The sequence below is a fragment of the Caballeronia sp. LZ001 genome (assembly GCF_031450875.1).
Taxonomy (GTDB): domain Bacteria; phylum Pseudomonadota; class Gammaproteobacteria; order Burkholderiales; family Burkholderiaceae; genus Caballeronia.
Genome location: NZ_JARTVX010000004.1, coordinates 1,546,195 through 1,569,328, shown reverse-complemented (window position 1 = coordinate 1,569,328; position 23,134 = coordinate 1,546,195). Strand labels below are relative to the sequence as shown.

22 protein-coding genes are annotated in these 23,134 nt (G+C 61.7%); 15 read left to right on the top strand and 7 right to left on the bottom strand.

Annotation, left to right across the window (positions count from 1 at the left end):
- Positions 1-70: 70 nt before the first annotated feature.
- From P9292_RS18025 to P9292_RS18010, 4 genes are all read right to left on the bottom strand, one after another.
- The gene (locus P9292_RS18025; RefSeq protein WP_309960446.1) at positions 71-979 is read right to left on the bottom strand and encodes a glycosyltransferase; all 909 of its coding nucleotides are present in this window, start codon (positions 977-979) and stop codon (positions 71-73) included.
- Positions 976-1,695, bottom strand: coding sequence for a PIG-L family deacetylase (locus tag P9292_RS18020; RefSeq protein WP_309960444.1), 720 nt, complete (start codon positions 1,693-1,695; stop codon positions 976-978). The genes P9292_RS18025 and P9292_RS18020 overlap by 4 nt, the downstream gene beginning before the upstream one ends.
- A gap of 75 nt (positions 1,696-1,770) precedes the next feature.
- Positions 1,771-2,778, bottom strand: a complete 1,008-nt coding sequence (locus tag P9292_RS18015) for a hypothetical protein (protein ID WP_250528529.1) — start codon at positions 2,776-2,778, stop codon at positions 1,771-1,773.
- 162 nt (positions 2,779-2,940) lie between these two features.
- Complete coding sequence (locus tag P9292_RS18010) at positions 2,941-4,557, bottom strand: FAD-dependent monooxygenase (protein WP_309960441.1); 1,617 nt, start codon at positions 4,555-4,557, stop codon at positions 2,941-2,943.
- 219 nt (positions 4,558-4,776) lie between these two features.
- On the opposite strand from P9292_RS18010, the gene P9292_RS18005 reads away from it, so the two are divergent.
- The 12 genes from P9292_RS18005 (at position 4,777) to P9292_RS17950 (ending at position 16,823) form a co-directional block, all read left to right on the top strand.
- A complete protein-coding gene (locus P9292_RS18005) occupies positions 4,777-6,105 on the top strand; it encodes a hypothetical protein (RefSeq protein WP_309960440.1) in 1,329 nt (442 codons plus the stop codon).
- A gap of 196 nt (positions 6,106-6,301) precedes the next feature.
- On the top strand, positions 6,302-8,137 hold the full coding sequence (gene atzF / locus P9292_RS18000; RefSeq protein ID WP_309960439.1) for an allophanate hydrolase: 1,836 nt from the start codon (positions 6,302-6,304) through the stop codon (positions 8,135-8,137).
- On the top strand, positions 8,134-9,231 hold the full coding sequence (locus P9292_RS17995; protein ID WP_309960437.1) for a BMP family ABC transporter substrate-binding protein: 1,098 nt from the start codon (positions 8,134-8,136) through the stop codon (positions 9,229-9,231). The genes atzF and P9292_RS17995 overlap by 4 nt, the downstream gene beginning before the upstream one ends.
- A gap of 26 nt (positions 9,232-9,257) precedes the next feature.
- Complete coding sequence (locus tag P9292_RS17990; protein WP_244828204.1) at positions 9,258-10,391, top strand: ABC transporter permease; 1,134 nt, start codon at positions 9,258-9,260, stop codon at positions 10,389-10,391.
- Positions 10,384-11,310, top strand: coding sequence for an ABC transporter permease (locus P9292_RS17985; RefSeq protein WP_309849878.1), 927 nt, complete (start codon positions 10,384-10,386; stop codon positions 11,308-11,310). Before P9292_RS17990 ends, P9292_RS17985 begins: the two co-directional genes overlap by 8 nt.
- Positions 11,311-11,333: 23 nt before the next feature.
- Positions 11,334-12,026 carry an isochorismatase family cysteine hydrolase gene (locus P9292_RS17980; protein ID WP_309960435.1) on the top strand — a complete coding sequence of 231 codons (693 nt, stop codon included), beginning with the start codon at positions 11,334-11,336 and terminating at the stop codon, positions 12,024-12,026.
- Positions 12,027-12,030: 4 nt separating this feature from the next.
- Positions 12,031-13,617 (top strand): ABC transporter ATP-binding protein, encoded by a 1,587-nt coding sequence (locus tag P9292_RS17975; protein ID WP_309960433.1) that lies wholly within the window; start codon positions 12,031-12,033, stop codon positions 13,615-13,617.
- 19 nt (positions 13,618-13,636) lie between these two features.
- Complete coding sequence (locus P9292_RS17970; protein ID WP_250493384.1) at positions 13,637-14,635, top strand: formamidase; 999 nt, start codon at positions 13,637-13,639, stop codon at positions 14,633-14,635.
- Positions 14,636-14,639: 4 nt separating this feature from the next.
- Positions 14,640-15,305, top strand: a complete 666-nt coding sequence (locus P9292_RS17965; protein ID WP_244828197.1) for a cysteine hydrolase family protein — start codon at positions 14,640-14,642, stop codon at positions 15,303-15,305.
- On the top strand, positions 15,302-15,706 hold the full coding sequence (gene hpxZ / locus P9292_RS17960; protein ID WP_309960429.1) for an oxalurate catabolism protein HpxZ: 405 nt from the start codon (positions 15,302-15,304) through the stop codon (positions 15,704-15,706). The genes P9292_RS17965 and hpxZ overlap by 4 nt, the downstream gene beginning before the upstream one ends.
- 139 nt (positions 15,707-15,845) lie before the next feature.
- Complete coding sequence (locus P9292_RS17955; protein WP_250493385.1) at positions 15,846-16,502, top strand: GntR family transcriptional regulator; 657 nt, start codon at positions 15,846-15,848, stop codon at positions 16,500-16,502.
- 141 nt (positions 16,503-16,643) lie between these two features.
- Positions 16,644-16,823: a hypothetical protein gene (locus tag P9292_RS17950; protein ID WP_250510035.1), complete on the top strand. Its 180-nt coding sequence runs from the start codon at positions 16,644-16,646 to the stop codon at positions 16,821-16,823.
- Here the strand turns inward: P9292_RS17950 and P9292_RS17945 are convergent, their stop codons facing one another.
- The gene (locus P9292_RS17945) at positions 16,824-17,210 is read right to left on the bottom strand and encodes an HPF/RaiA family ribosome-associated protein (protein ID WP_309960427.1); all 387 of its coding nucleotides are present in this window, start codon (positions 17,208-17,210) and stop codon (positions 16,824-16,826) included.
- Positions 17,211-17,313: 103 nt separating this feature from the next.
- Positions 17,314-18,195: a LysR family transcriptional regulator gene (locus P9292_RS17940; protein ID WP_250466982.1), complete on the bottom strand. Its 882-nt coding sequence runs from the start codon at positions 18,193-18,195 to the stop codon at positions 17,314-17,316.
- Positions 18,196-18,325: 130 nt separating this feature from the next.
- Here P9292_RS17940 and P9292_RS17935 point away from each other — a divergent pair, with 130 nt between their 5' ends.
- Entirely contained in the window at positions 18,326-19,096 is a 771-nt protein-coding gene (locus P9292_RS17935) for a TerC family protein (protein WP_309960425.1), read from the top strand.
- Positions 19,097-19,124: 28 nt separating this feature from the next.
- Here the strand turns inward: P9292_RS17935 and P9292_RS17930 are convergent, their stop codons facing one another.
- A complete protein-coding gene (locus P9292_RS17930; protein ID WP_309960423.1) occupies positions 19,125-20,738 on the bottom strand; it encodes a Na+/H+ antiporter in 1,614 nt (537 codons plus the stop codon).
- 131 nt (positions 20,739-20,869) lie between these two features.
- Here P9292_RS17930 and P9292_RS17925 point away from each other — a divergent pair, with 131 nt between their 5' ends.
- Both P9292_RS17925 and P9292_RS17920 read left to right on the top strand, forming a co-directional pair.
- Complete coding sequence (locus P9292_RS17925) at positions 20,870-21,073, top strand: hypothetical protein (protein ID WP_250466987.1); 204 nt, start codon at positions 20,870-20,872, stop codon at positions 21,071-21,073.
- 123 nt (positions 21,074-21,196) lie between these two features.
- On the top strand, positions 21,197-23,035 hold the full coding sequence (locus tag P9292_RS17920) for a glycoside hydrolase family 15 protein (protein ID WP_309960421.1): 1,839 nt from the start codon (positions 21,197-21,199) through the stop codon (positions 23,033-23,035).
- The last annotated feature ends 99 nt before the right edge of the window (positions 23,036-23,134 follow it).

The window sequence follows — 23,134 nt, the reverse complement described above, 5'->3', positions numbered from 1 at the left end:
TTTGTTCGTTGTCGGACGAAAGCAATTTCGTTTTGGGTTCGCACACGGCCGAATCCGTGCTGGTGCGCTTCTATATCGCGCTGGCAGTGGATGAGCGGCGCTGGTCGTCATCGCGGACGACGGCGCGCATCAGCAGGACGCTGCGTGCAACCACGCGCCGTTTCGACAACGCCCACGGCAAACCGCGCAACATTGCGAGCGAGTCGCGTAAGAGCGTGCGTTCACGTCGCATGATGAAGAAGGCATTCAGACTTGAACGCAGCGCTTCGGCAAGCGGCAGGCGCAACCATGCGACCCATGCCTCATTCCGCGCAAGCAGACGCCTGCGCAGCGCACTGTCACGTATTTCCGATGGATGGTGATGTAGCACGAGCTCATCGGCATAGACGAGCGCATGGCCGCTGCTCAGAATATCGAGTGCTAGAAGCGACTCTTCGCCGCCAATGAAAAGCTTCGGCTCATATCCGCCCGTTTCGCGGTAGACGCTTGTGCGGAATACGCTCGCACCCGCCATGAAGCCGATCAGCGCGGGCCCCGGCAGCCCATGCGACCCGAGCGGACTCACGCGCATGCGCTCGCAGGTTTCGTCCGTCGATTCGGCATCCCCGACGACCACGCGAGCGCTTAAAACAGCCACGCGAGGCGACGCATCGAGTATCTGTACTGCGCGCGAAAGCGAGCCAGCTTGCCACCAGGTGTCGTCATCGCAGAAGGCAACGTATTCTGTCCGCACACGCGCCACGCCGAGATTGCGTCCAGCCGCGCCCATGTTTTTGGACGCAATCACGAGCTCGACCGAGGGAAATTTTTCTGCAATACGGCGGGCCGTATTATCGGAGGAGGCATTGTCGACCACCACGATACGAACGGGATCGGGCAGGGCGGCAAGTTTTGCGATCGTGCGCAGTACGACATCGGCACGATTATAGGTAAGGACGACAACGCTAAGGCGTACGGACGAGACGTCGTGCGCGCTCATCGGCCATCCTCGCTACGTTCGAGCGTCCAGTAGCGCTCAGGAAGAAAAACGTCGTCATAGCCGCCGGGGCCGAAGGCCTTCAGTTGGCTCGTATAAGCCTGCACGGCGTTTCTCTTGGCTGCATGCGCGCGTTCGGCATCCGCGGGATTCGTCGTGGCGGCTTCATAAGGCGTTGCATCGATGCCGATGCCATGCAGATCGAAGAGACGCCGCTGCACCAGACCGCGCATTCGCCGATATAACCCTTCCTCATAGCCGATGCAGGCGAGCGCGGGATGTTCGAGCCATGCATCGCAAGCGGCAAAGTGCGTGAGCGCATGGTCCGAATGGAACAGGCCGAGTGGAATCAGCAGAAGATCAGGGCGATATTCGCGCACGACATGCAGCAGTGCATCGCGAATCGCCGCGCGCGTCGGTTTTGCCGACTCCGGCGCATGCGGCACATATTGCGAATCGAGAAAGCCGAGATTGACTGAACGCGCGCTTAGCAATCCGAGCGCCCGCTCGTCCTCGTCGATGCGTGAGCGCATCGCTTCGTGAGCGCTACTGAAACCGCAATGCTGGTCCCAGTCCGTCGTCAAATCTTCTTCGGGGCTGCCGGTGAAGACATTGCAGACGATAGTCTCGTTGGATGCAGCGAGCAGGGCGCCGCAACCGAAGACGGCGTCGTCGAGATGTGGTGAGACCAGGAGAACACGGGAGCGCATTTCAGGCATGGGGACAGGTCCACTTGCGAATGACGGCAGCTGCGCCGCAATCGCCGGACCCGCCCGCCTTGCGTTTGCGCCATGTCAGAAGCGCATGCCGATACCCGCTTCGATGATGTCCGAATCGCGGTCATAACGCGTGACCATGCGATTCCATGTCAGCCGCGCGAGCCATCGGTCGGTAAAGCGATAACTCGCCGATGCCGACACCACTCCCGCGAAACGGCCATCGCCCGTGCGGTTTTGCGGCAAATCGTCGTTCTGCGTGATCGACAAATAAGGACCCGCGCCCACGCCGAGCGTGAGTCTGTCGTTGAAGAATGCGCGCGTGGCCCAAAGCTGTGCCGCAATGCCATCGCGACGCGACTGCACGTGACCGCCTTCGTGCAGATACGACGCGGTGAAGTCGACGTAATGCCACAGTCCGCGCCTGTACTCGACGCTCTCCGAGAGATTCGATTCCGAGTCTAGACTGTTGAGGATCGTGCGCCCGAGCATGACCGTAACTTCGTTATTGGTGACGTTCGTGCTGCGCGACGGCGCGTAGGCGCGCGGACCGCGACCATCCGGCGCGTCGAGCTGGTAGCCGATACCGAACAGAAGCGCGGTCGTGTCCGGACCGCCGAACGCCTGCACGCGGTTGAGCTTCATCTCCGCGATCCACCGGTTATCGAAGTAGTACGCGGCGCGCAACGTGAACATGCCGCCCCAACCGTGCGAATTCGAATAGCCGCTGCCGGCTTCCGCTTGGCTCGTATCGAAGTAACGGTAGGGACCGGCGCCCGCGGAAAGTTCGAGCCGGTTGTTCCAGAGCGGCAAACGGCCCCACAACTGCACGGCCTGACCATCGCGATGATGATCGGGAATGTGGCCTTCGTTGAGCCACGAAAAACTCCAGGCCGCATAGCGTCCAAGGCCTTCCCGATAGTTCGCTTCCCATGAATAGCTGTTCTGGCTGCTGCTCTTGAGCGGCCCGGCGAGCACCGAAAATTCCTGAGCTTGTGCGCTTGTGACCGTGCCCGCAAGGGCAGCGCCTGCAATCGTCCAGGCAGCTAACTTGCGAGATCGTCTTTTGATCGAAGTAGTAGTCATCGGGTGGAGTTAAATGCGCATTGTTTGCATTGGCAGCATAGCGGCTATAAGCGGCTTTTGCCCAGATGACGCTTTACCGAATGTTCTTGCATTGAGTCGATGGCTCGACGCGGTGCCTTTGGAAGCTGTCCTCGGCATTGTAAAACGTTTGCGGCGGCGAATTCACGCGCGCTGCGGGCTTCCGAGCATTGTGGTGAGCCATGATTCAAGCGTCGTCGCGCTAGCGCGTCTGAAGCCGATATGACCATCTGGACGCAGGGCCCAGATCATGCCGCTGCGCGCGCCGAAAAAAGCCGCGAATTCACCCGCCGCATCTGCGAGAACGGCGTACGTCTCGCTGCATTCAGGCGATTTTCCCGCCGTAATCAGCACCGCATTGCCTGCGTCACCCAGCATGTCGCGCCACGTTTGAAACGCTGCGTCGAACGATTCGCGTGAGTCGCCGTTCATGTCGTGATCCAGATACCCGATGAGCGTATGCCGCCCGCGACCGATATGGTCGCGCAGCCGCACGGCATGCCCGACGAACGCTTCAGCGAGCCCGCCGCATTCCGGTACGCGATCCCCAGGCGCGGGAAAGCCGGGCGCAATCTGCGCGCTGATCTCGTCGTTTGCATCCGCCACGATTGCACTGCCGCGATATCCGACGAGCAACTGTGTTTCGCGCATCGCGGGCCGCACTTCGCCATGCACGAGCACGGTGTTCAAGGCGCGGCTCGTTGCTTCGACCACATCCAGTCCGACCGGCCGACGTTCGGCTTCGTAGCTCGACAACAGTGTTTCGTTCGCGATACCGCGCGCCACGAGCGCGAGTTTCCACGCGAGATTGTGCGCATCCTGCAAGCCTGTATTCATGCCCAGGCCACCGACGGGCGGATGAATGTGCGCGGCATCGCCCGCAAGGAACACGCGTCCGCTCGTGTACTTTTGCGCAATGCGATGACTCACGCGGTACACGGACGACCACCGCATCGACGAAAGCCTCGTTCCCGGTGGAAGTAACGGCAGCATGATGCGTTCTACGTCGGCGAACGCGGGCGCGGTTTCATTGACGAGGCGCGCGGCATCGTCGTCGCCTAGGATCATGGAGAGGCGATAACGGCGGGCCGAACCGCGCACCGGCAGCGCGGCAATCGTCGTCGCACCACGAACGCCTTCCACTGCGGACAGGTTGAAACGCAGCATCGGTCCGCGCTGAACGTGCCAGTCGACATCGAGATCGGCGAGCATGAACGTCTGCGGATACTGCCCGCCTTCGAACGGTACGTTCAGATGATGCCGCACGGTGCTGCGTGCGCCGTCGCAACCGACCAGCCACCGGCAGCGGATTTCACGCATGGTGCCGTCGGCGTCTTGCATGCGAGCGAGGACGCTGTCGCCGGTATCGTCGAAATCGATGAGGGTTGTCCCGTAGTGCACGTGTCCGCCCATACGCGCGAATGCCGCTTCCAGAATGCGCTCGGTTTCATATTGCGCGAGAGAGAGTGCGCCATAAGGCAGGCCCTCGCGCGGCACTTCGACGCTGAAAGCTAGCGTGCCGTCTTTATAAGTATCGGCGCCAGTGAGCCAGACACCCGCATCGATGGCTTCACGCGCGATGCCCAGATCGTCGAAGACTTCGAGCGTGCGCGCGGTCACGCCCAGCGCCTTTACGAAGAACGCGCGGTTGGCGCGCGCGTCGATCACTCGCGCGTCGATGCCGTCGCGGCGCAGTTCGGTTGCAAGGAGGAGACCGACAGGTCCCGCGCCGGCGATAAGAACGTCGATGGTATCGGGCATGGCGAGCGTTCTCCTGAGCGTTCAGCCGAGGTCGTTCTGCGAGGATAACCGTGCATGCGTCGCCGCGGCTAGTGATTTATGGCGCATGAAAGGAGGGCATGTATTCGCACGCGTCCTACACTTTATTTGAAGCACGCGGCTCGCTCAATAATTTGCAATTTCGACCCGACGGTTGGCTATGCTCATGCCTTCATTTTCATTTACGCTGGTTTAGCAATCATGGTCACGCTGGTCAGTTGTTTCTTCGATCGCAACGCTCACGAATCGCTCGTCAATCACGCGGAATATTGCCGTCGCGCGGGTGCTCGTCACCGCTTCGAGCCGGTCGCGGCGGGGGCTGCATCGCTTGAACTGAGGATCGTTTATAAATATCAGTTGCTATGCGATCTCATGGTCCGCGCAGCCGATAACGAGCTCTTGATCTTCGCTACCGAGAACGCGCTCTTCCTGCGCTTCGACGATTTCGAATCGATGATGGCCGGACGCGATGCGCTCGTGACGACAGGCCATTTCGGCATCAACAGCGAGATAGTGGTGCTGAGAAATACCGAAGGCAATCGCGTCATTGCAAGGAGCATGGCCGCGAAGGCTCGGGCGTATTACGACTATGGCCAGTTCGTCACGGAAGATCAGTTGCTCGAAGCGCTGCCCGTACAGAGCGAAGCCGGTAGCGTCAACGAAAGATTCCCGATCGTCTCGGCGTGTTCGACTCAGTTTCCCGAGTTGAACGCTTCCCCGATCGTGGCGTTGTCGCTTGTCTTCACCCCGCGCCTTTATAGCAAGTACGGGCCGCGCTGGGGAACGACGCTCGCTCGGCATGTGAACGCGTGTCACGCTAGCGCACAGCGGTTCTTCGAAATAGCGCCGCCCGAAGGGGTGTCGTCTGAAGCGCTGTCGGTCTATCAGCCAGGCCAGCGTATCGCCGTGGTCATGCTGTACACACCGAACATAGCGAATTACGCATGTTTTGGCGAAGCGAGCCTGCGCGATTACTGCGAACAGCACGGCTACACCTTGTACATGCATCGCGAGGTGCCGGCTGACTTCGCTCGCGAAGCGTGTGGCAACTGGGCCAAGCCATTTCTGCTCAGCAAGTACTTGCCGCATCACGACTGGGTCTTCTGGATCGATGCCGATATTCTCGCGACCAGTCGCACCGTCAAGCTCGAAGACTTCATGGACGGACGCGAGCGCGTGCTGAGCGCGGATATCGCCGGATGGCCTTTCAACTCCGGCGTCATGGGCTTTCGCAATACCGACGTCAACGCGCGCGTGCTACAGGGCACGCTCGACCGTATTCGCGGGCTGGACGATCTAAGCTGGACCTTTTCCAATCATGGCGATCAGGCGCACTTCATGTTCGAACTGGAAGCGAACGGCGTCTTGCCAGCGCGGGAATCGACCGAATTGGTCAGTTTCCGTGAACTGAATACGCCTTGGTATTACGCAGACCAGAACACGTTCCTCTGCCATTTTCATGGCATCGGCAGCGAGTTGCGGATGCTGTTCATGTCCATGAAGGGCGTGCCCGAAGGCGGGTTCGACTGAAGTCTTTCGCGCACTTCAAGCGGGAGCCGCGCACCAACTTGAACGCTGCGCGAACCATGTTGGGACGTGATCAGTCCTCTTGCATGAGACACCACACCACGCACGAAGCCCCATGGATAAAGGCTTTTGAGCGTCATGGCGTTGACTGGCACAGATGCTGCACAGTGACGTTCAACTTGTATTCAAGATTGAACTCATGTCCTACGACCCGCTTTCAGGCGTGTACGCGCTTATCGAATCGTATAGGCAAGGCAGCACTGATCCAATCGCCATGATCGAAGAAGTGCTGCGCAGGCTCGATGCAAGCAACCGGCCCGAAGCCTGGCTGCTGCGCGTGCCTCAGGCCGACCTTCGTGCGCGTGCCGCGAGCCTTGCGCATGAACTCGCCGAAGAGGGCGGCGCGATCTTCGCGCGCAAGCCGCTTCTCGGCGTGCCCTTCGCGGTGAAGGACAACATCGACGTGGCAGGCTTGACCACCACCGCCGCGTGCCCCGCATTTGCCTATACGCCGCAAGAGACGGCGTTCGCCGTGCAGCGTTTGCTCGATGCGGGCGCGGTGCTTATCGGCAAGACCAATCTCGATCAGTTTGCAACGGGCCTCGTCGGTACGCGCTCGCCTTTCGGCGCGGTACGTCAGGTCGATCACGACGCATACATCTCGGGCGGATCGAGCTCGGGTTCGGCGGTAGCGGTCGCGGCGGGCATCGTCGCGTTCTCGCTTGGAACCGATACAGCGGGCTCCGGCCGTGTGCCAGCAGGCTTTAACGGTCTCGTCGGTCTCAAGCCGACGCTGGGTTTCGTCAGCAAGCGCGGCGTGGTGCCCGCATGCAAGAGCCTCGATACGATCTCGATCTTCGCGCATGACGTAGCCGACGCCTGGCACGTCCTCTCGACGATGGCCACGTTCGACGCAGCCGATGGCTATTCGCGCCGCATTCCTTCCTTGCCGGTTTTGCCGCTTGCGCCGCAAGCCTTGCGCGTCGCCATTCCCGACACGCTGGAATTCTTCGGCGATACCGCCGCCGCCGATGCCTTCGCCGCGACACTCGAAAAGCTCGCGCTCAAGCCGTCGACGTTCGCCTTTGCGCCAATGCAGCAAGTCGCTGCGCTGCTTTACGACGGTCCGTGGGTCGCCGAACGGCGCGCCGCGTTAGGCGACTTCTTCGAGACGAATCACGACGATATCGACCCGGTGGTCGCAAAGGTGATCGGCAAGGCCGACAACTTCAGCGCCGCCGATGCCTTCGACGGCCAGTATGAACTTGCACGCTTGAAGCGCCACGCCGAAGCGCTCTTCGAAAGCGTGGACGTGTTGATCGTGCCGACCACACCGACGCATCCGACCATCGATGAAGTGCGCGCGAACCCTATCGAAGTGAATAGCCGTCTCGGGCTTTACACGAACTTCGTCAACCTGCTCGATCTGTGCGCGCTCGCGGTGCCGGGCGTCCCGCGCGCCGATGGCTTGCCCGCCGGCATCACGTTGATCGCGCCCGCTGGCGCCGATCAGCGGCTCGCCATGCTCGGTGCGCAGTTCGAAGGCATGCAGAAGCAAGATGCCGTTGCAGCGAAGCCATTGCCGTTCAACGAGCCGACCGTGCAGCTTGCGGTGGTTGGCGCGCATCTACGCGGCATGCCGCTCGAATGGCAGATGCGCAAGGCCGGCGCGCGCTTCGTCGAAGCGACGACGACCTCGGCTAACTATCAGCTATTCGCGCTTGCGAACACGCAGCCGCCGAAGCCGGGCCTCGTGCGCGCGAATTCTGCGGGGCAAGCCGGGCAAGCCATTGCCATCGAAATATGGGACATGCCCGTGCGCACCTTCGGCGCGTTCGTCGAAGCGATTCCGGCGCCGCTTGGCATTGGCAGCATCGAGACGGCGGATGGCCGCATCGTCAAAGGCTTCATCTGCGAACCGCTTGCCGTCACTGCCGAAAGCGGCGCGCGCGACATCACGCGTTTTTGCGGCTGGCGCGCCTGGCTCGACAGTCAAACCTCCAACGACCCAACCACACAGGAATTGAGACCATGACCAACCGCCGTGAGTTCATCAAGGGCGCGGGCGCGCTTGCGCTCGGCAGTGCATTGCCGTTCGATCTGGCGTTCGGCGCGAGCAATCTCACGGTCGGCGTGATCTACGTCGGCGCGCGCGGCGACTACGGCTACAACCAGGCGCAGGCGCAAGCCGCCGCAGTCATCAAGAAGCTACCCAACGTGAAAGTGGTCGAGGAAGAGAACGTGCCCGAAACCGTGGCCGTGCAAAAGACCATGGAAGCGATGATCGAGCAGGACGGCGCCACGCTCATCTTCGCGACCTCGTTCGGTTATTTCGATCCTCACGTCCTGAAGATGGCCGCGAAGTATCCGAAGGTGCGCTTCGCGCATTGCGGCGGATTGTGGAAGCAAGGCAACCCTTCGAATATCGCGAGCTACTTCGGTTATATCGACGAATGTCAGTATCTGAACGGCGTCGTCGCGGGTCATATGAGCAAGAGCAAGAAGCTCGGCTTCGTCGCGGCCAAGCCCATTCCGCAGGTGCTGCGCAACATCAATGCGTTCACGCTGGGCGCGCAATCGGTCGATCCGGCTATCACGACGAACGTGATCTTCACCGGCGACTGGTCGATGCCCGTCAAGGAAGCAGAAGCGACCAACAGTCTCATCGATCAAGGCTGCGATGTGCTTACGTGTCACGTCGATGGTCCCAAGGTCGTCATTGAAACAGCGGAGAAGCGCGGTGCGATGAGTTGCGGCTATCACGCGAGCCAGGCCGCGCTCGCGCCGAAGGGTTATCTCACGGGCGCGGAATGGGACTGGGCGACGCCTTATAAGGAACTCGTCACGGATGCGCAAAGCGGCAAGCCGCAGCCCAACCTTCTGCGCGGCGGCCTCAAGGAAGGCTTCGTGAAGATGTCGCCATACGGCGCGAAGGTCACGGCCGATGCGAAGACCAATGCAGACGCCATCAAGACGAAGATGGTCGCGGGCGACTACGCCATCTTCAAGGGGCCGATGAAGGACAACAAGGGCGGCACGGCAATCGCGGCGGGCACGAGTCATCCGCAGACGGACATCGCGCTCGAGAGCATGAACTATCTCGTGGCGGGTGTGGTGGGGCAAATCTGATTATCTGCAATCGATAGGAGCCGCGGATGTCCACTGTGATCGGTTCGAATTCAGGCGCGCTCGGTCCACGGCTCCTGCTCGGCGTCTTGCCCGCGCTGCCCACGTTGTGCGCGCTCGTCGGCACGCTGGTGCTGTTCTCGCTCTTTCTGCTGGTGCAGGGACAGCCTGCGCTGGATGCGCTCGGGCTCATCGTGCAAGGCGCATTCGGTTCGTCGTTTGCATGGCAGAGCACGTTGCTGCGCGCGGCGCCGCTCATGCTGACCGCGCTGTGTGTCGCGTTGCCGGCTCAAGTCGGTTTGATCGTGATTGGTGGCGAAGGCGCGCTGGCGCTCGGCGGTCTCGGCGCGGCCATCGTGCCGTCCATCGTTCCCGCATCGTTGCCGTGGTTCGTCGCCACGCCGCTGATGGCGGTCGCCGGCATGCTCGCGGGCGCGCTCTGGATCGGTGCCATCGGCGCGATGCGGCAATGGCGCGGCGTCAACGAGACCATCAGCAGCCTTCTGATGTCGTATATCGCCATCGCGCTCTTCAAGCATCTCGTCGAAGGCCCGTTGCGCGATCCGGCAAGCCTCAACAAGCCCTCCACGCCTCCCGTTCCCGATGCCTTGATGATCGGCTCGCTGCCCGGCCTCGACGTCCACTGGGGCCTGCTATGGGGCGCGCTGGCATGTGTGGCCGCGTGGGTCTTCGTGCGCCAGAGCACCAAGGGCTTCGCGATGCGTGTGGCAGGCGGCAATCATCACGCGGCGCGTCTGGTCGGCTTGCCGGTGACGAGGCTCGCGCTCACGGCTTGCATGCTCGGCGGCGCGGCGGCGGGACTCGCGGGCATGTTCGAAGTCGCGGCCGTGCAGGGCAGCGCGAATGCGTCGCTGCTCGCGGGTTATGGCTATGCGGGCATTCTCGTGGCCTTCGCCGCGCGTCAGAATCCGCTCGCGATCATCCTGTGCGCGGTGCTCGTCGGCGGGATTGAAGCAAGCGGTAGTTTGCTGCAACGGCGCCTCGGCCTGCCCGATGCCACCACGCTCGTTCTACAAGGTCTGTTGTTCGCCAACCTGCTCGCGTGGGAAGCGCTCGGCGGCAGGATTACCGCGTGGCGCGTGAAGTTGCAGGCAGCGGCGCTCGCGCGTTCCACGGTTCGACTGGAGGGGACTCATGCCTGATGCTCAATCGCCCGCTGTCGTGCTGTTGCTCTCGCTGTTCGCGGGCGCCATTCGCGTGAGCACGCCTTATCTTTTCGTGAGTATCGGCGAATGTCTGACCGAGAAGGGCGGGCGCGTCAATCTCGGGCTCGAAGGCATTCTCGTCTCCGGCGCAATGACGGGCTACGCGGCGGCTTATCTGTCGGGCTCGCCGTGGATCGGCGTGCTTGCGGCAGCGGCCACGGGCTTCGTGCTCGGTTGCCTGCATGGTCTCGTCTGCTCGTTGCCGCGCGTGTCGGATATCGCGTTCGGCATTGCGTTGATGCTTGCGGGCACCGGCCTCGCGTTCTATCTCGGCAAGCCCTTCATCGAACCGCAAGCGCCGATGCTGCCTTCCATCGATCTCGGCGGCTGGAGCGCATCCGCGCAATTGCATAACGCGCTGCATATCAATCCGCTCTTCGTGATCGGTGTGGTGCTCGCGTTCGCGTTGCAATGGGGCTTGCGTCATACGCGCTGGGGCATGGCCCTGCGGCTCGTCGGCGAGAACGCGGAAAGTGCGCGCGCCATGGGCTATCCGATCACGCGTGTGCGTATCGTTGCCACGGCCGTTGGCGGCTTGCTGGCGGGCGTGGGCGGCGCGTATCTGTCGCTCGTCTATCCCGGCAGCTGGAACGAAGGCCTGTCGAGCGGCCAGGGTCTCATGGCCGTCGCGCTCGTGATCTTCGCGCGCTGGCAGCCGCTGCGCTGCCTGTGGGCCGCGCTCATCTTCGGCGCGGCAGGCGCGCTCGGTCCCGCGTTGCAGGCCATAGGCGTGACGAGCGGCTATTACCTCTACAACGCAGCGCCCTATGTCCTCACGCTCGCGATCATGGTCATCAACTGCCGTCCCGACCGAACCCTTGCCGGCGCGCCCGGCGAACTGAGCCTCACACGCTGATGTCATCTTCCGGAGAAACGCTCATGACCCGCTTCATCGAGGCTCGTCCCTATCCGTGGCCCTACGACGGCAACCTGCGCGCCGATAACACCGCGCTCATCATCATCGACATGCAGACGGACTTCTGCGGCATCGGCGGCTATGTCGACAAGATGGGCTACGACCTGTCGCTCACGCGCGCGCCTATCGAGCCGATCGGGAACGTGCTCAAGCTCATGCGCGAACAGGGCTTCACGATCATTCATACGCGAGAGGGGCATCGGCCGGATTTGTCGGATCTGCCTGCCAACAAGCGCTGGCGCAGCCGGCAAGTAGGCACGGGTGGCGTGGGTATCGGCGACGACGGTCCTTGCGGCAAGATCCTCGTGCGCGGCGAACCGGGCTGGGAAATCATCGAAGAACTCGCGCCAGTGGCGGGCGAAATCGTCATCGACAAGCCGGGCAAGGGCTCGTTCTGCGCCACCGATCTCGAACTCATCCTGCGCACGCGCGGCATCGTGAATCTCGTGCTCACGGGCATCACCACCGACGTGTGCGTGCATACGACGATGCGCGAGGCCAACGACCGCGGCTTCGAATGCACGCTGCTCGCCGATTGCTGCGGCGCCACCGACAAGAGCAATCACGACGCCGCGCTCAACATGGTGCTCATGCAGGGCGGCGTGTTCGGCACGGTATCGGACTCGGCGTCGATGCTCGCCACGCTCGGACGCTAACGCCATGACGCCCGCTCGCCAAGCTCTGGGAGTCGAAGTGGTCGGTGCGACCAAGCGTTTTGGCGCGTTTACCGCGCTCGACGATGTCACGCTAAAAGTGCGACGCGGCACCGTACATGCGCTGCTCGGCGAGAACGGCGCGGGCAAGAGCACGCTCGTGAAGGGACTCGTGGGATACGGCGTGCTCGATCAAGGCGAGATCATCGCGGATAGCCGTCAAGTGAAGATCGCTTCGCCCCGCGACGCGCAGGCGCTTGGCATCGGCATGGTGTATCAGCATTTCACGCTGGCAGCGGGGCTTTCCGTTGAAGAGAATCTACTGCTCGCGCGGGGCCGGTTGTCGTGGAAGATCGACTGGCCGAAGGAACGCGCCGCGCTCGATGCCTTCATGCGCGGCATGCCGTTTCGTCTTGCGCTCGATACGCCCGTCGCGAGTCTTGCCGCTGGTGAAAAGCAGAAGCTGGAGATACTCAAGCAACTCTATTTGCAGCAACGCTTCTTGATTCTCGACGAACCCACTTCGGTGCTCACGCCGCAAGAAGCCGACGAAGTGCTGGGGTTGATGCGCGATCTTGCTTCGAGCGGCGCGTTGACGGTCCTCATGATCACGCACAAGTTCCGTGAGGTGATGTCTTATGCCGATGACGTCACCGTGCTGCGCAAAGGCAAACTCGTCGGAACGAGCCGAGTGGCGTACACGAATCGCGACAGCCTTGCCGCGATGATGATGGGCGGCGACGCGCCTCATGCCGCAACGGATGTCGAGCGTCCACCGCGCAAGCCGCTCGCTGTCGATGCACCCGTGCGTCTCGCGTTGTCCGGCCTATGCGTCGTGGATGATCGCGGACATATGGCCGTGCGTGAAGTGTCGCTTGCGGTGAAGTCGGGCGAGATACTCGGCATTGCAGGCGTGTCGGGCAATGGACAGAAGGAACTGATCGAAGCGCTCGTCGGCCAGCGCCGTGTGCATGCAGGCGAGATGCGCATGCATGGCGAACCCTACACGGCGACACGCGACGAGATGACCCGTCTGCGGGTTTTTGCGTTACCCGAAGAGCCGCTGCGCAATGCATGCGTGGCGGGCATGAGTATCGCGGAGAATCTTGCGCTGCGCGATTTCGATCGCGCGCCGATGAAGCAAGGCGGCTGGCGTCTGGACCGCCGTGCTATGCGTGAACGCGCGGAACGCTTGATTGCCGACTTCAACGTGCGCCCGCCCTTGCCTGCGCGCGCCATCGGCACGTTGTCGGGCGGCAATGTGCAACGCGCGGTGCTGGCACGTGAACTGGGGCAAGCGGTGGATGTGCTGATCGTCGCGAATCCTGTGTTCGGGCTGGACTTCGCATCGGTCGCGGATATCCATGCGCGCATTCTCGCCGCGCGCGACACGGGCGCCGCCGTGCTGCTCGTGAGCGAAGACCTCGATGAACTGCTGGAACTCGCGGATCGCATCGCGGTGATCGCCGAAGGGCGGCTCGTGCACGAAAGCGCCGCGAGCACCGCGGATCGCGTCACGCTGGGGCGGCACATGGCCGGTCACGGTGACAGCACGGATAGCGGTGTGGCCGAACCCGTCACCGCGCATGCGTGAACAACAAGGAGCGTAACGAATGAGTTCGAGCGGACTGGGCGGTCTCAACAAATCGCCGCAAGGAATGGTGATAGGTCTCGTGCAATTGCAGAATCCCGACGTTGCGACGCCCGCGGATCTTGCGGCGCAGACGCGACGTATCGTCGAGATGGTTGGCAAGGCGCGGCGCAACAATCCGGCGATGGACCTCGTCGTGTTCCCCGAATACGCGCTGCACGGCCTCTCGATGCGTATCGACGACGACATCATGTGCGATCTCGATGGTCCAGAGGTGCGGGCTTTCAAGGACGCGTGCATCGAACATCGCATATGGGGCTGCTTTTCGATCATGGAGCGCAATCGCGGAGGCAATCCTTATAACAGCGGTATCGTTATCGACGAACAAGGCGAGATCAAGCTCTATTACCGCAAGCTGCATCCGTGGGTTCCGGTCGAACCGTGGGAACCGGGCAATGTAGGCGTGCCGGTTTGCATCGGACCGAACGGTGCGAAACTTTCCCTGATCATCTGCCATGACGGCATGTTTCCAGAGATGGCGCGCGAAGCCGCGTATAAGGGCGCTGAAATCATTCTGCGCACGGCGGGCTACACCGCGCCCATTCGCCACGCATGGCGCATCACGAATCAATCGAACGCATTTCAGAACCTCGCGCAAACGGCAAGCGTTTGTCTCTGCGGTACGGATGGTTCGTTCGATTCCATGGGCGAAGGCATGTTCTGCGACTTCGACGGCACCATCATGGTCGAGGGCAGTCATCGGCCGGATGAGATCATCACTTGCGAAATGCGCCCGGACCTCGTTCGCGAAGCGCGCGTGCATTGGGGCGTGGAAAACAACATCTACCAGTTCGGGCATCGCGGTTATGTCGCCGTGAAAGGCGGTGCGCGCGATTGTCCCTACACGTTCATGCAGGACATGGTGCGCGGCGAATATCATCTGCCGTGGGAAGACGAAGTGAAGATCACGGACGGTCAATCGTGCGGTTTTCCCGCACCCGCACGCCATTACAAGGGCTGACCACATGCCGACCTTGAACGGCGCAAAGCCGTCCCCTTACACGTTCGAAGCGAACACGACCGCGCTCGTCGTCATCGACATGCAACGCGATTTCATCGAGCCCGGTGGCTTCGGGGAAGCGTTGGGCAACGACGTGTCGCTGCTGTCGTCCATCGTGCCGACGGTGCAGCGTCTTATTGAACATGCGCGCGAACAAGGCTGGTCTGTGGTGCATACGCGCGAATCGCATGCCGCCGATCTGTCGGATTGCCCGCCCGCGAAGCGCTTGCGCGGAGCGCCGCAAGCACGTATCGGCGATGAAGGACCGATGGGACGCATCCTCGTGCGCGGCGAGCCGGGCAACGCGATCATCGATGCACTCGCGCCCGTCGAAGGCGAGCTCGTCATCGACAAGCCGGGCAAGGGCGCCTTCTACGCGACGCGCCTCGCCGAAGAACTCGCAGAGCGTTCGGTCACGCATCTCGTGTTCGCGGGCGTGACGACCGAAGTCTGCGTACAGACCAGCATGCGCGAGGCCAATGACCGCGGCTATGAATGTCTTCTTATCGAAGACGCGACCGCGAGCTACATTCCCGCGTTCAAGGACGCGACCATCGACATGATTCGTTCGCAAGGCGGCATCGTGGGCTGGACCGCGACGCTCGCCGACTTAACGGAGAACCGAGCATGACGCTTGCGGTGAATCGCGCCGAGGTGGTTGCGGAAGTAAGCGCCGCGTTCGTCGCATACGAACGTGCGCTCGTCGATAACGATGTCGAGACCATGAACATGCTCTTCTGGAATGCGCCCGAGACGGTGCGTTACGGTATAGCCGAAGTTCAGCACGGCGGCGAAGCGATTCGCGCGTGGCGTAAAGCGGCCGCGCCGGTGCCGCCATCGCGACGGCTGCATGGCACGGTGGTGACGGCTTTCGGGGACGATCTCGCGACCGTGAGCACCGAATTCACGAGCGACGTCACGCCCTTGCTCGGTCGCCAGATGCAAACGTGGGCGCGGCTGGGCGACGCATCGTCCGCGTTCAACGGATGGATCATCGTGGCGGCGCATGTCAGCCTCATCGACGCGCCGTAAAAGGGCGATAATCGTTGCATCATGATGGAGACACGGCATCGGCTCGCTTAAAACTCGCGGAACCGCAGCGCTCGCATTCGAGGCACCGGACGCGACGCTCACGCGGACTGTCCAGAGCGCCAACCCGCTAGCGGAACAGGTGTACCAGCTTCTCAAGCAGGACATCTTCAATTTCCGGCTATTCCCGGGCGATCGCTTTTCGGAGACCGACATCGCGCAACATTACGGCGTGTCGCGCACACCCATGCGCGACGCGCTGTTCCGCCTGCTGCGCGAAGGTTATCTCGAAGTTGGTTTCCGGCGCGGCTGGAAAGTGTCGGACATCAACTTCGACCAGCTAGACCAGTTGTATGACTTGCGTATCGTTCTCGAAGTCGCCTCGCTCGACAAGCTCGGTAATACGCCGCCGCCTTATCCTCATATCGATGCACTGAAGGAAGTGTGGTGCGTCTCGCCCGAAGCGCGCGAAAGCGATCCCGTCGCCATGTTCAACATGGACGAGAATTTTCATCGCGGCATTGTAAGCGCGACGGGCAACGCGGAAATCCTGCGCGTGCACGACGAAGTGACGGAGCGGATCAGGATCATGCGGCGGCTGGACTTTCTGAAGGCACACCGCACCAGCGCGACTTACGAAGAACACTCGACCATGCTGAATTACATCGATCGCGGCAGACATGGCGAAGCCGCTATGCTGCTGCGCGCGCACATCACGCAGAGCAAGCTCGAAGTGCGCAAGATCACTGTGTCGATGCTATCCGAGGCGCGTGACCGAAAGCTGCCCTTCGTGAACTGAAGTACCTCAAGAAGCCATTCGATCTCACGGGAACGGCCAATGACGGAGGTCGTGCTGAAGACGGCCGCCCAAGCGCCTACTGGTATCGCGGGCCTGGCGTTTGCTGCATTTTCGTGCCGACCTTTTTCAAAGGAGCTCGACATGACATCCGTTCCCCGCGCAACTGCCGACGACATGGACGAACCGCAGGGTAAGCCCGCGACCCCCAACACCACACAGACGGACGTCGACACAGCAGAGAAGCAAAAGCACGAGGACAGCGAGAACGCACTGCCCTCGTCACAGGACAAAAATCCTGTGCCGCCCGACTCGACGCGCTGATCATGCGCCAGCAGGCGTGAGCGCTTGATCTGCTGATTCGTCCGGCGCAAGCTTGTAGGCAACACTACGCGCACGCACCCGCCGCGCGAGCTTCGCGCTTTGGCGCTTACGCACCAGCGTGCGCGCCGCGCGTGCCAAGGCAAGATCGATTGCGCCTCGCCAGTCACGCGCTATCGATGTTGCCACCACGGTATTGCTCCGGTCTATCTGCACCTCCACCTGACAGCGCTTGTCGACGCCGCCACGCGGGCCGTTGATATCGGAGAGACTGACGGTGGCCTTCGAAATCAGCCATGCAAGCCGGCGAAACACGAACTCACTGCGCGTCTTGGCGAGTTCGTGCATGGCGATAGCTTCAGGTTCACGCGATTTGAAAAGGACCTTCATGTATGCCTCCTCGTTGGATGTGAACCAGCGTAAGGTTTGGCAAGCGTAAGAAAAAGCAGGGTGAGCAGAACTCGAACTTCGGAAAAACCGAAGTTGCATTAGTCTAGGAAGCTGCCCGAGCCAGCACTTCCTGAGTCAAAGGATGATGCCTTCCACGTCGCGACACGATCGCGTAAATCTCTTCTTTCACTTCCTCGGAACGGCCTAGCCAGCGAAGACCGCGTAACAACGGCGTCTCGCCCGCACCGAATTCGGCCAGCGGAAACACGCCGAGCCCACGCGCACCGAACACGGCCATCAAGGCGCTATCCTCGAATTCGCCGACAATGCGCGGCACGATACGCTCCGTCTCCAGCCATCTGTCCAGACGCGCTCGCAACGACGAGTGTCCGGTTGGCAAAAGCATGGGCAATGCGGCGAGGCTGCCGGGAAATTGATCGACCGCGCTCTTGCGTACGACAGACGCCGGCCCATACCAGTCAACGGGCGAGGCGATCAACCGCTCGCTCGTCAAACGCAGATTGTGATTGTGCGGTGCAGGCTGGCTTGCAAGCACAAGATCCAGCCGATGCAGCGCAAGCTCGCCGAGCAGTTCGTCGGTCTCGCCTTCGTGACACAAGAGACGCAGCGCCGGATTGCCGAGTACGGGTTCGAGCAGCGCATGCGCCGCCAGCTTGGATATGCCATCCGACAAACCCACGGCAAGCCGCGCAAGCTTTCCGCTTGCGGCCTCGCGCACTTCGTCCGCAATATGCTGGCCAATCTGAAAAATTTCCTCGGCGCGAGCGTAGGCCGCATGGCCGGCTTCGGTCATCGTCACGCCGCGTCCCGATGGCTTCAGCAACTGATGACCGAGCGATTTCTCGAGTTCGCGCACTTGTGCGCTGATGGTCTGCACGGCCATGTCGAGCCGTTCCGCCGCGCGTGCAAAACCGCCTTCCTTGACCACGACCCAGAAGTAATGCAGATGTCGATAGTTGAGCATGCGAGTAATGCCTCCATCCATGTGTTCGAAAAAACCGAAGTATGGATTCGATTATCACTGATTTTTCCGATCACGTATTTTCGCCATCATCGGGGCTCGGTCACCTATCGACAACAATATCCCACTGCTCATGGAATACCTTCTCGCGCTCGCTTACGACCCCGCCGTCTGGGCCGCACTCGTCACGCTCATCGTGATGGAAGTGGTGCTCGGCATCGACAATCTGGTCTTCATTTCGATACTCAGCAACAAGCTGCCCGAAGCGCAACGCGCACGCACGCAGCGTCTCGGCATCATGCTTGCGCTCGTCATGCGGCTCGTCTTGCTCGGCACGGTGGCGTGGATTGCGCAACTGACTCAACCGGTGTTCACCGTGTTCGAGCACGCGTTTTCATGGCGCGATCTGATCTTGCTCGCGGGCGGTCTCTTCCTGGTATGGAAGGCCACCACCGAGATGCGTCATCACGTGAACAAGGACGTGCATGCGCCGGGCGCGGTATCGGGCGTAGCCAGTCTGACGGCATGGGCGGCCATCGGTCAGATTCTGTTGCTCGATCTCGTGTTCTCAGTCGACAGCATCATCACGGCGGTCGGCATGACGGAGCATCTGCCGATCATGTTTATCGCAGTGATTTCCGCGGTCGCCACCATGCTGTTCGCCGCACAACCGCTGTCACGCTTCATCGAGCGCAATCCGACCGTGGTCACGCTGGCCTTGAGCTTCCTGCTCGTGATTGCGATGACGTTGATCGCCGAAGGCTTCGGCACGCACGTACCGAAGGGTTATATCTATGCGGCGATGGGTTTTGCGGGCTTCGTCGAAGGCTTGAATCTGCTGTCGAGGCGCGGCAAGAAGAAGCCGCGCGAAGACGCGGCGCGGCTCGATGGCGTGTCGGGCTAAGCGACACGATACGAGGCTTCGCGGCGGTTTATCCTCTTGCGAGCAACGCCGAGACTTCCTGCAGATCGAATTCGCGTTCGAGCGAATGCAGCAGCGAATCGTGGATCAGGCCGCCGCGATGCATCTTGAGTAGCTCGGCGCGACCGGCCGCCAGGCCCGCGAGCACGACATCGTAATGAGCACGGCGGGCATCGACCGGAAAATCATCCAGCGACTGGAAGCGTTGCGAGAGGCTCGCCCGATACGAGTATTGCTCGAAGAGACGCGGATGGATGACGTTGCCCTGCGCATCGTGGACAAGCGGGCGGATTGCTTCGAGTTGCGCCGCTTCCAGGCGCGACCACGCTTGCGGCTCGCTCAGATGACGCTTCGAGCGCTCGGGGCCGCCTTGAATGGCGAGGAGGGCGATCAACGGGCCGATAGTCGTGCCCTGCAGCAGCACCGTGACCAGAATGACGGCAAAGCCCGCGAAGAGAATGAGGTCGCGTCCGGGCATCGAATCGGGCAAGGACAACGAGACAGCCAGCGTTACCACGCCGCGCATGCCTGCCCAGCCGATGACCGTGGCCGCGCGCCGGTTCGGAACGATAGCGTTCGGCTCACCGTCCTCGTTGCGGTCCTTTCGCCCGGTGGCGTGCCATATCGCGCTCTTGACGGCTTCCACGGCATAGACCCACACGAAACGCGACAAGACCACGACGGCGATCACCGCGCCCGTCGCTGGCGCGAGCAATTCGAAGGCGTTGCCTGCGCCGCCCAGACGCGTCACGATACCGCGCAGCGACAGTCCGATCAGCACGAACACGAGCGATTCCAGCACGAACACGACCACTTGCCAGAACGCCGTGCCGCGCATGCGCTGCGCCGCCGAGAAGACGTCATGCTGATGCCAGCCGACCACCATCCCGCACGTGACGGTCGCGATCACGCTCGAAACGCCCAGCTCTTCCGCCGCGATGTAGCTGACCCACGCGGTGAGCATCGATGTCGTGATGACGAGGTAATCGTCCTCGAGCGCGCGCAACAGCCGCACCGCGATGAATCCCGCCACCACGCCCACGATCACGCCGCCGACCGCGAGCACGGCAAAGCTGCCGAGCGCACGCGGCGCGCTGAACATGCCGCTCAATGCGGCGGCCACCGCAAAGCGAAACAGCACGAGACCCGCGGCGTCGTTGAGCAGACTTTCGCCTTCGAGCAGCACCATGAGCCGTCGAGGCAACGCGACGCGTTCCAGCACGGCCTTCGCGGCGACGGCATCCGGCGGGGATACCACGGCACCGAGCGCGAAGCACGCGGCCCAGGGCAGGGCGGGCACGACCAGATGCACGGCATAACCGACCGCGAAGGTCGTAAAGGCGACCGCGCCTATGGCGAGCAGCATGATGCCGCTGAGATTACGCTTGAAGTCGTCCCATACGAAGAAATACGCACCATACATCAAGAGCGGCGGCAGAAACACGACGAGCACGAGTTCCGGGTCGAGCTCGAAATGCGGCGTGCCGGGAATGAATGCCATGGCCGCGCCGCCCACCAACAGCGCGGCTGCGGGCGGCAGATTCAGGCGCCGCGCCAGCACTTCCAGCGCGATGATGGCGATGAGCGAGACAAGCACCAGATTGAATGCCGACACAGCATGCATGGGTAGATTCCTGGCGGATGGTGGCTATGTTGTGCCTTGCACGGACGGAAATCCGTTAATCGGCTATCTTCGAGTCTTGGCGACCGGGCGTTTTCGCGTGCCGGCAACATCGTATCCGATTGGGAGCCTGGATGAAGCGAAACACGTCTGGAGTGGCAGTGGTGGCGGTGCTCGTGGCCGTCGTCGTGGCGGCAACGGTTTATATCGCGAGCTTCGGCAAGTCGTCGCGGCATGCCGAACTAAATGCCGAGCCGGCGCAAGCTCTCGCCATCGAAGCGTCCGCGCCGATGGCCAGCGGTGCGTCGGAGGCCGACGCGCGCACTGCGGCGCGTTAGATGTCGACCGACATACGACAGAAAGACGACAAACACGGGAACGTGTCTTGCGTGTTCGGCGTGATCAGGCAGACCGACCGACTCGCATTACACACAGGCTGAAGTCAGGCCAAAGGCATTCTCATGGGCCATCCATCCCAAGAAGTTCCGCCTAAAAAGATTCCCATCGATGCACGCGGCATGATCGGCAACATGAAGACGGCCGCTCTCGTGTCGTTGCGCGGCGCCATCGACTTCATGTGCTTTCCGCGCATCGATTCGCCGACGCTCTTTGCCGAGCTTCTCGATGGCGAGCACGGCGGCGCATTCGCGATCACGCCAAGAGAGGAGCAGGCGAACGTCAAGCAGATGTATCTGCCCGAAACGAACGTGCTGCTCACGCGTTTCATGACGCACGATGGCGTATGCGAATTGCTCGATCTCATGCCGGTGCCATCGGGCGAGGCGAGAGTCGATGCCGTGCCCAACTGCGTCATGCGTATCGTGCGGCTCATTCATGGAACCATGACGCTCGATGTGCGTTGCGCGCCGCGCTTCGATTACGCGCGCATTCGCCATGGCGCGCGCGCAGTGAAGAAGGGCATCGAGTTCATTCCGGACGACAAGACCGCGTCCGTCCAGTTGCTGGCAAGTGTCCCGCTGGACATCCAGAATAACGACGCTCACGCCACGCTCGAATTGAAGGCTGGCGACTCCGCATGCTTCGCGCTCGGCGCAGGCGACGACTTGCAAAAGCTCGAATCGAACTTCGAGAGCATCCTTGCCGAGACCATCGATTATTGGAAGGAGTGGTCGTCGCGATCGACGTATCGCGGACGTTACCGTGAAGTCGTGTTGCGTTCGGCCCTCACGTTGAAGCTGCTCAGCTCGGACGAGTTCGGCGCTATCGTTGCCGCACCGACCTTCGGCTTGCCGGAGTCGCAAGATGGATCGCGTCGCTGGGACTATCGTTTTACATGGATTCGCGATGCCGCGTTCTCGGTCTATGCGCTGCTCAGACTCGGCTACACGGGCGAAGCGGAACGCTTCATGAAATGGATTGGCGAGCGCAATCGCGATTGCGGTTCGGACGGCTCCTTGCGCGTGATGTATGCCGTCGATGGTGAAACCGCGCTCGAAGAGGCGGAGCTCAGGAACTTCGCCGAGGCCACGCAGGCGAAGGTCGTGGTCGGCAACGAGGCGCGCGAGCAGATGCAGCTCGATGTCTACGGTGCGTTGCTCGATTCGCTCTATCTCTACAACAAGTACGGCGCGGCTATCTCGTATGAAGGCTGGAAGCATGTGACGCGTACCGTCGACTATGTGGTCGAGCACTGGCGCGAAGCCGATCACGGTATCTGGGAGTTTCGCAACGGCACGCGTCCGTTGCTGCATTCGCGGCTCCTGTGCTGGGTCGCGGTGGATCGCGCGTTGCGGCTCGCGGAGAAGCGTTCGCTGCCTGCGCCGCTTGCAAAGTGGTTCAAGACGCGCGATGAGATTCATCGCGACATTCACGAGGAGTTCTGGAACGAGGAGTTGAAATCGTTCGTGCAGACGCCGGGTTCCGCGACGCTCGATGCCTCCACGTTGATGATGCCGCTCGTGCGTTTCATCGGTCCGAAAGATCCGCGCTGGGTCGGTACGCTCGATGCAATCGGCCGCGAATTACGTGTCGATCCGCTGATTTTTCGCTATACACGCGGCTCGACGCTCGATGGATTACCGGGCCTGGAAGGCGGCTTCAGCGCATGTTCGTTCTGGTATGCGGAAGCGTTGGCGCGCTCCGGCCGTGTGGATGAAGGCCGGCTCGTGTTCGAGAAGATGCTCGCATATGCGAACCATGTGGGGTTGTTTTCGGAGGAAGTGGCGACCAATGGCGAGGCGCTGGGTAATTTTCCACAAGCGCTGACGCATCTGGCTTTGATCAGCGCGGCTTATCAGTTGGATCGGGATCTGGACCGGGTGCATGTGGCGTGGACTTGATGCTAGCTTGGCCACGGCGCGGCATCTGAGCGTGTGGCCAGCAACCAATGTCGAGGCTAGATTCAAATGATTGCCGCAGCCCCTGAGCAGGACATCAGG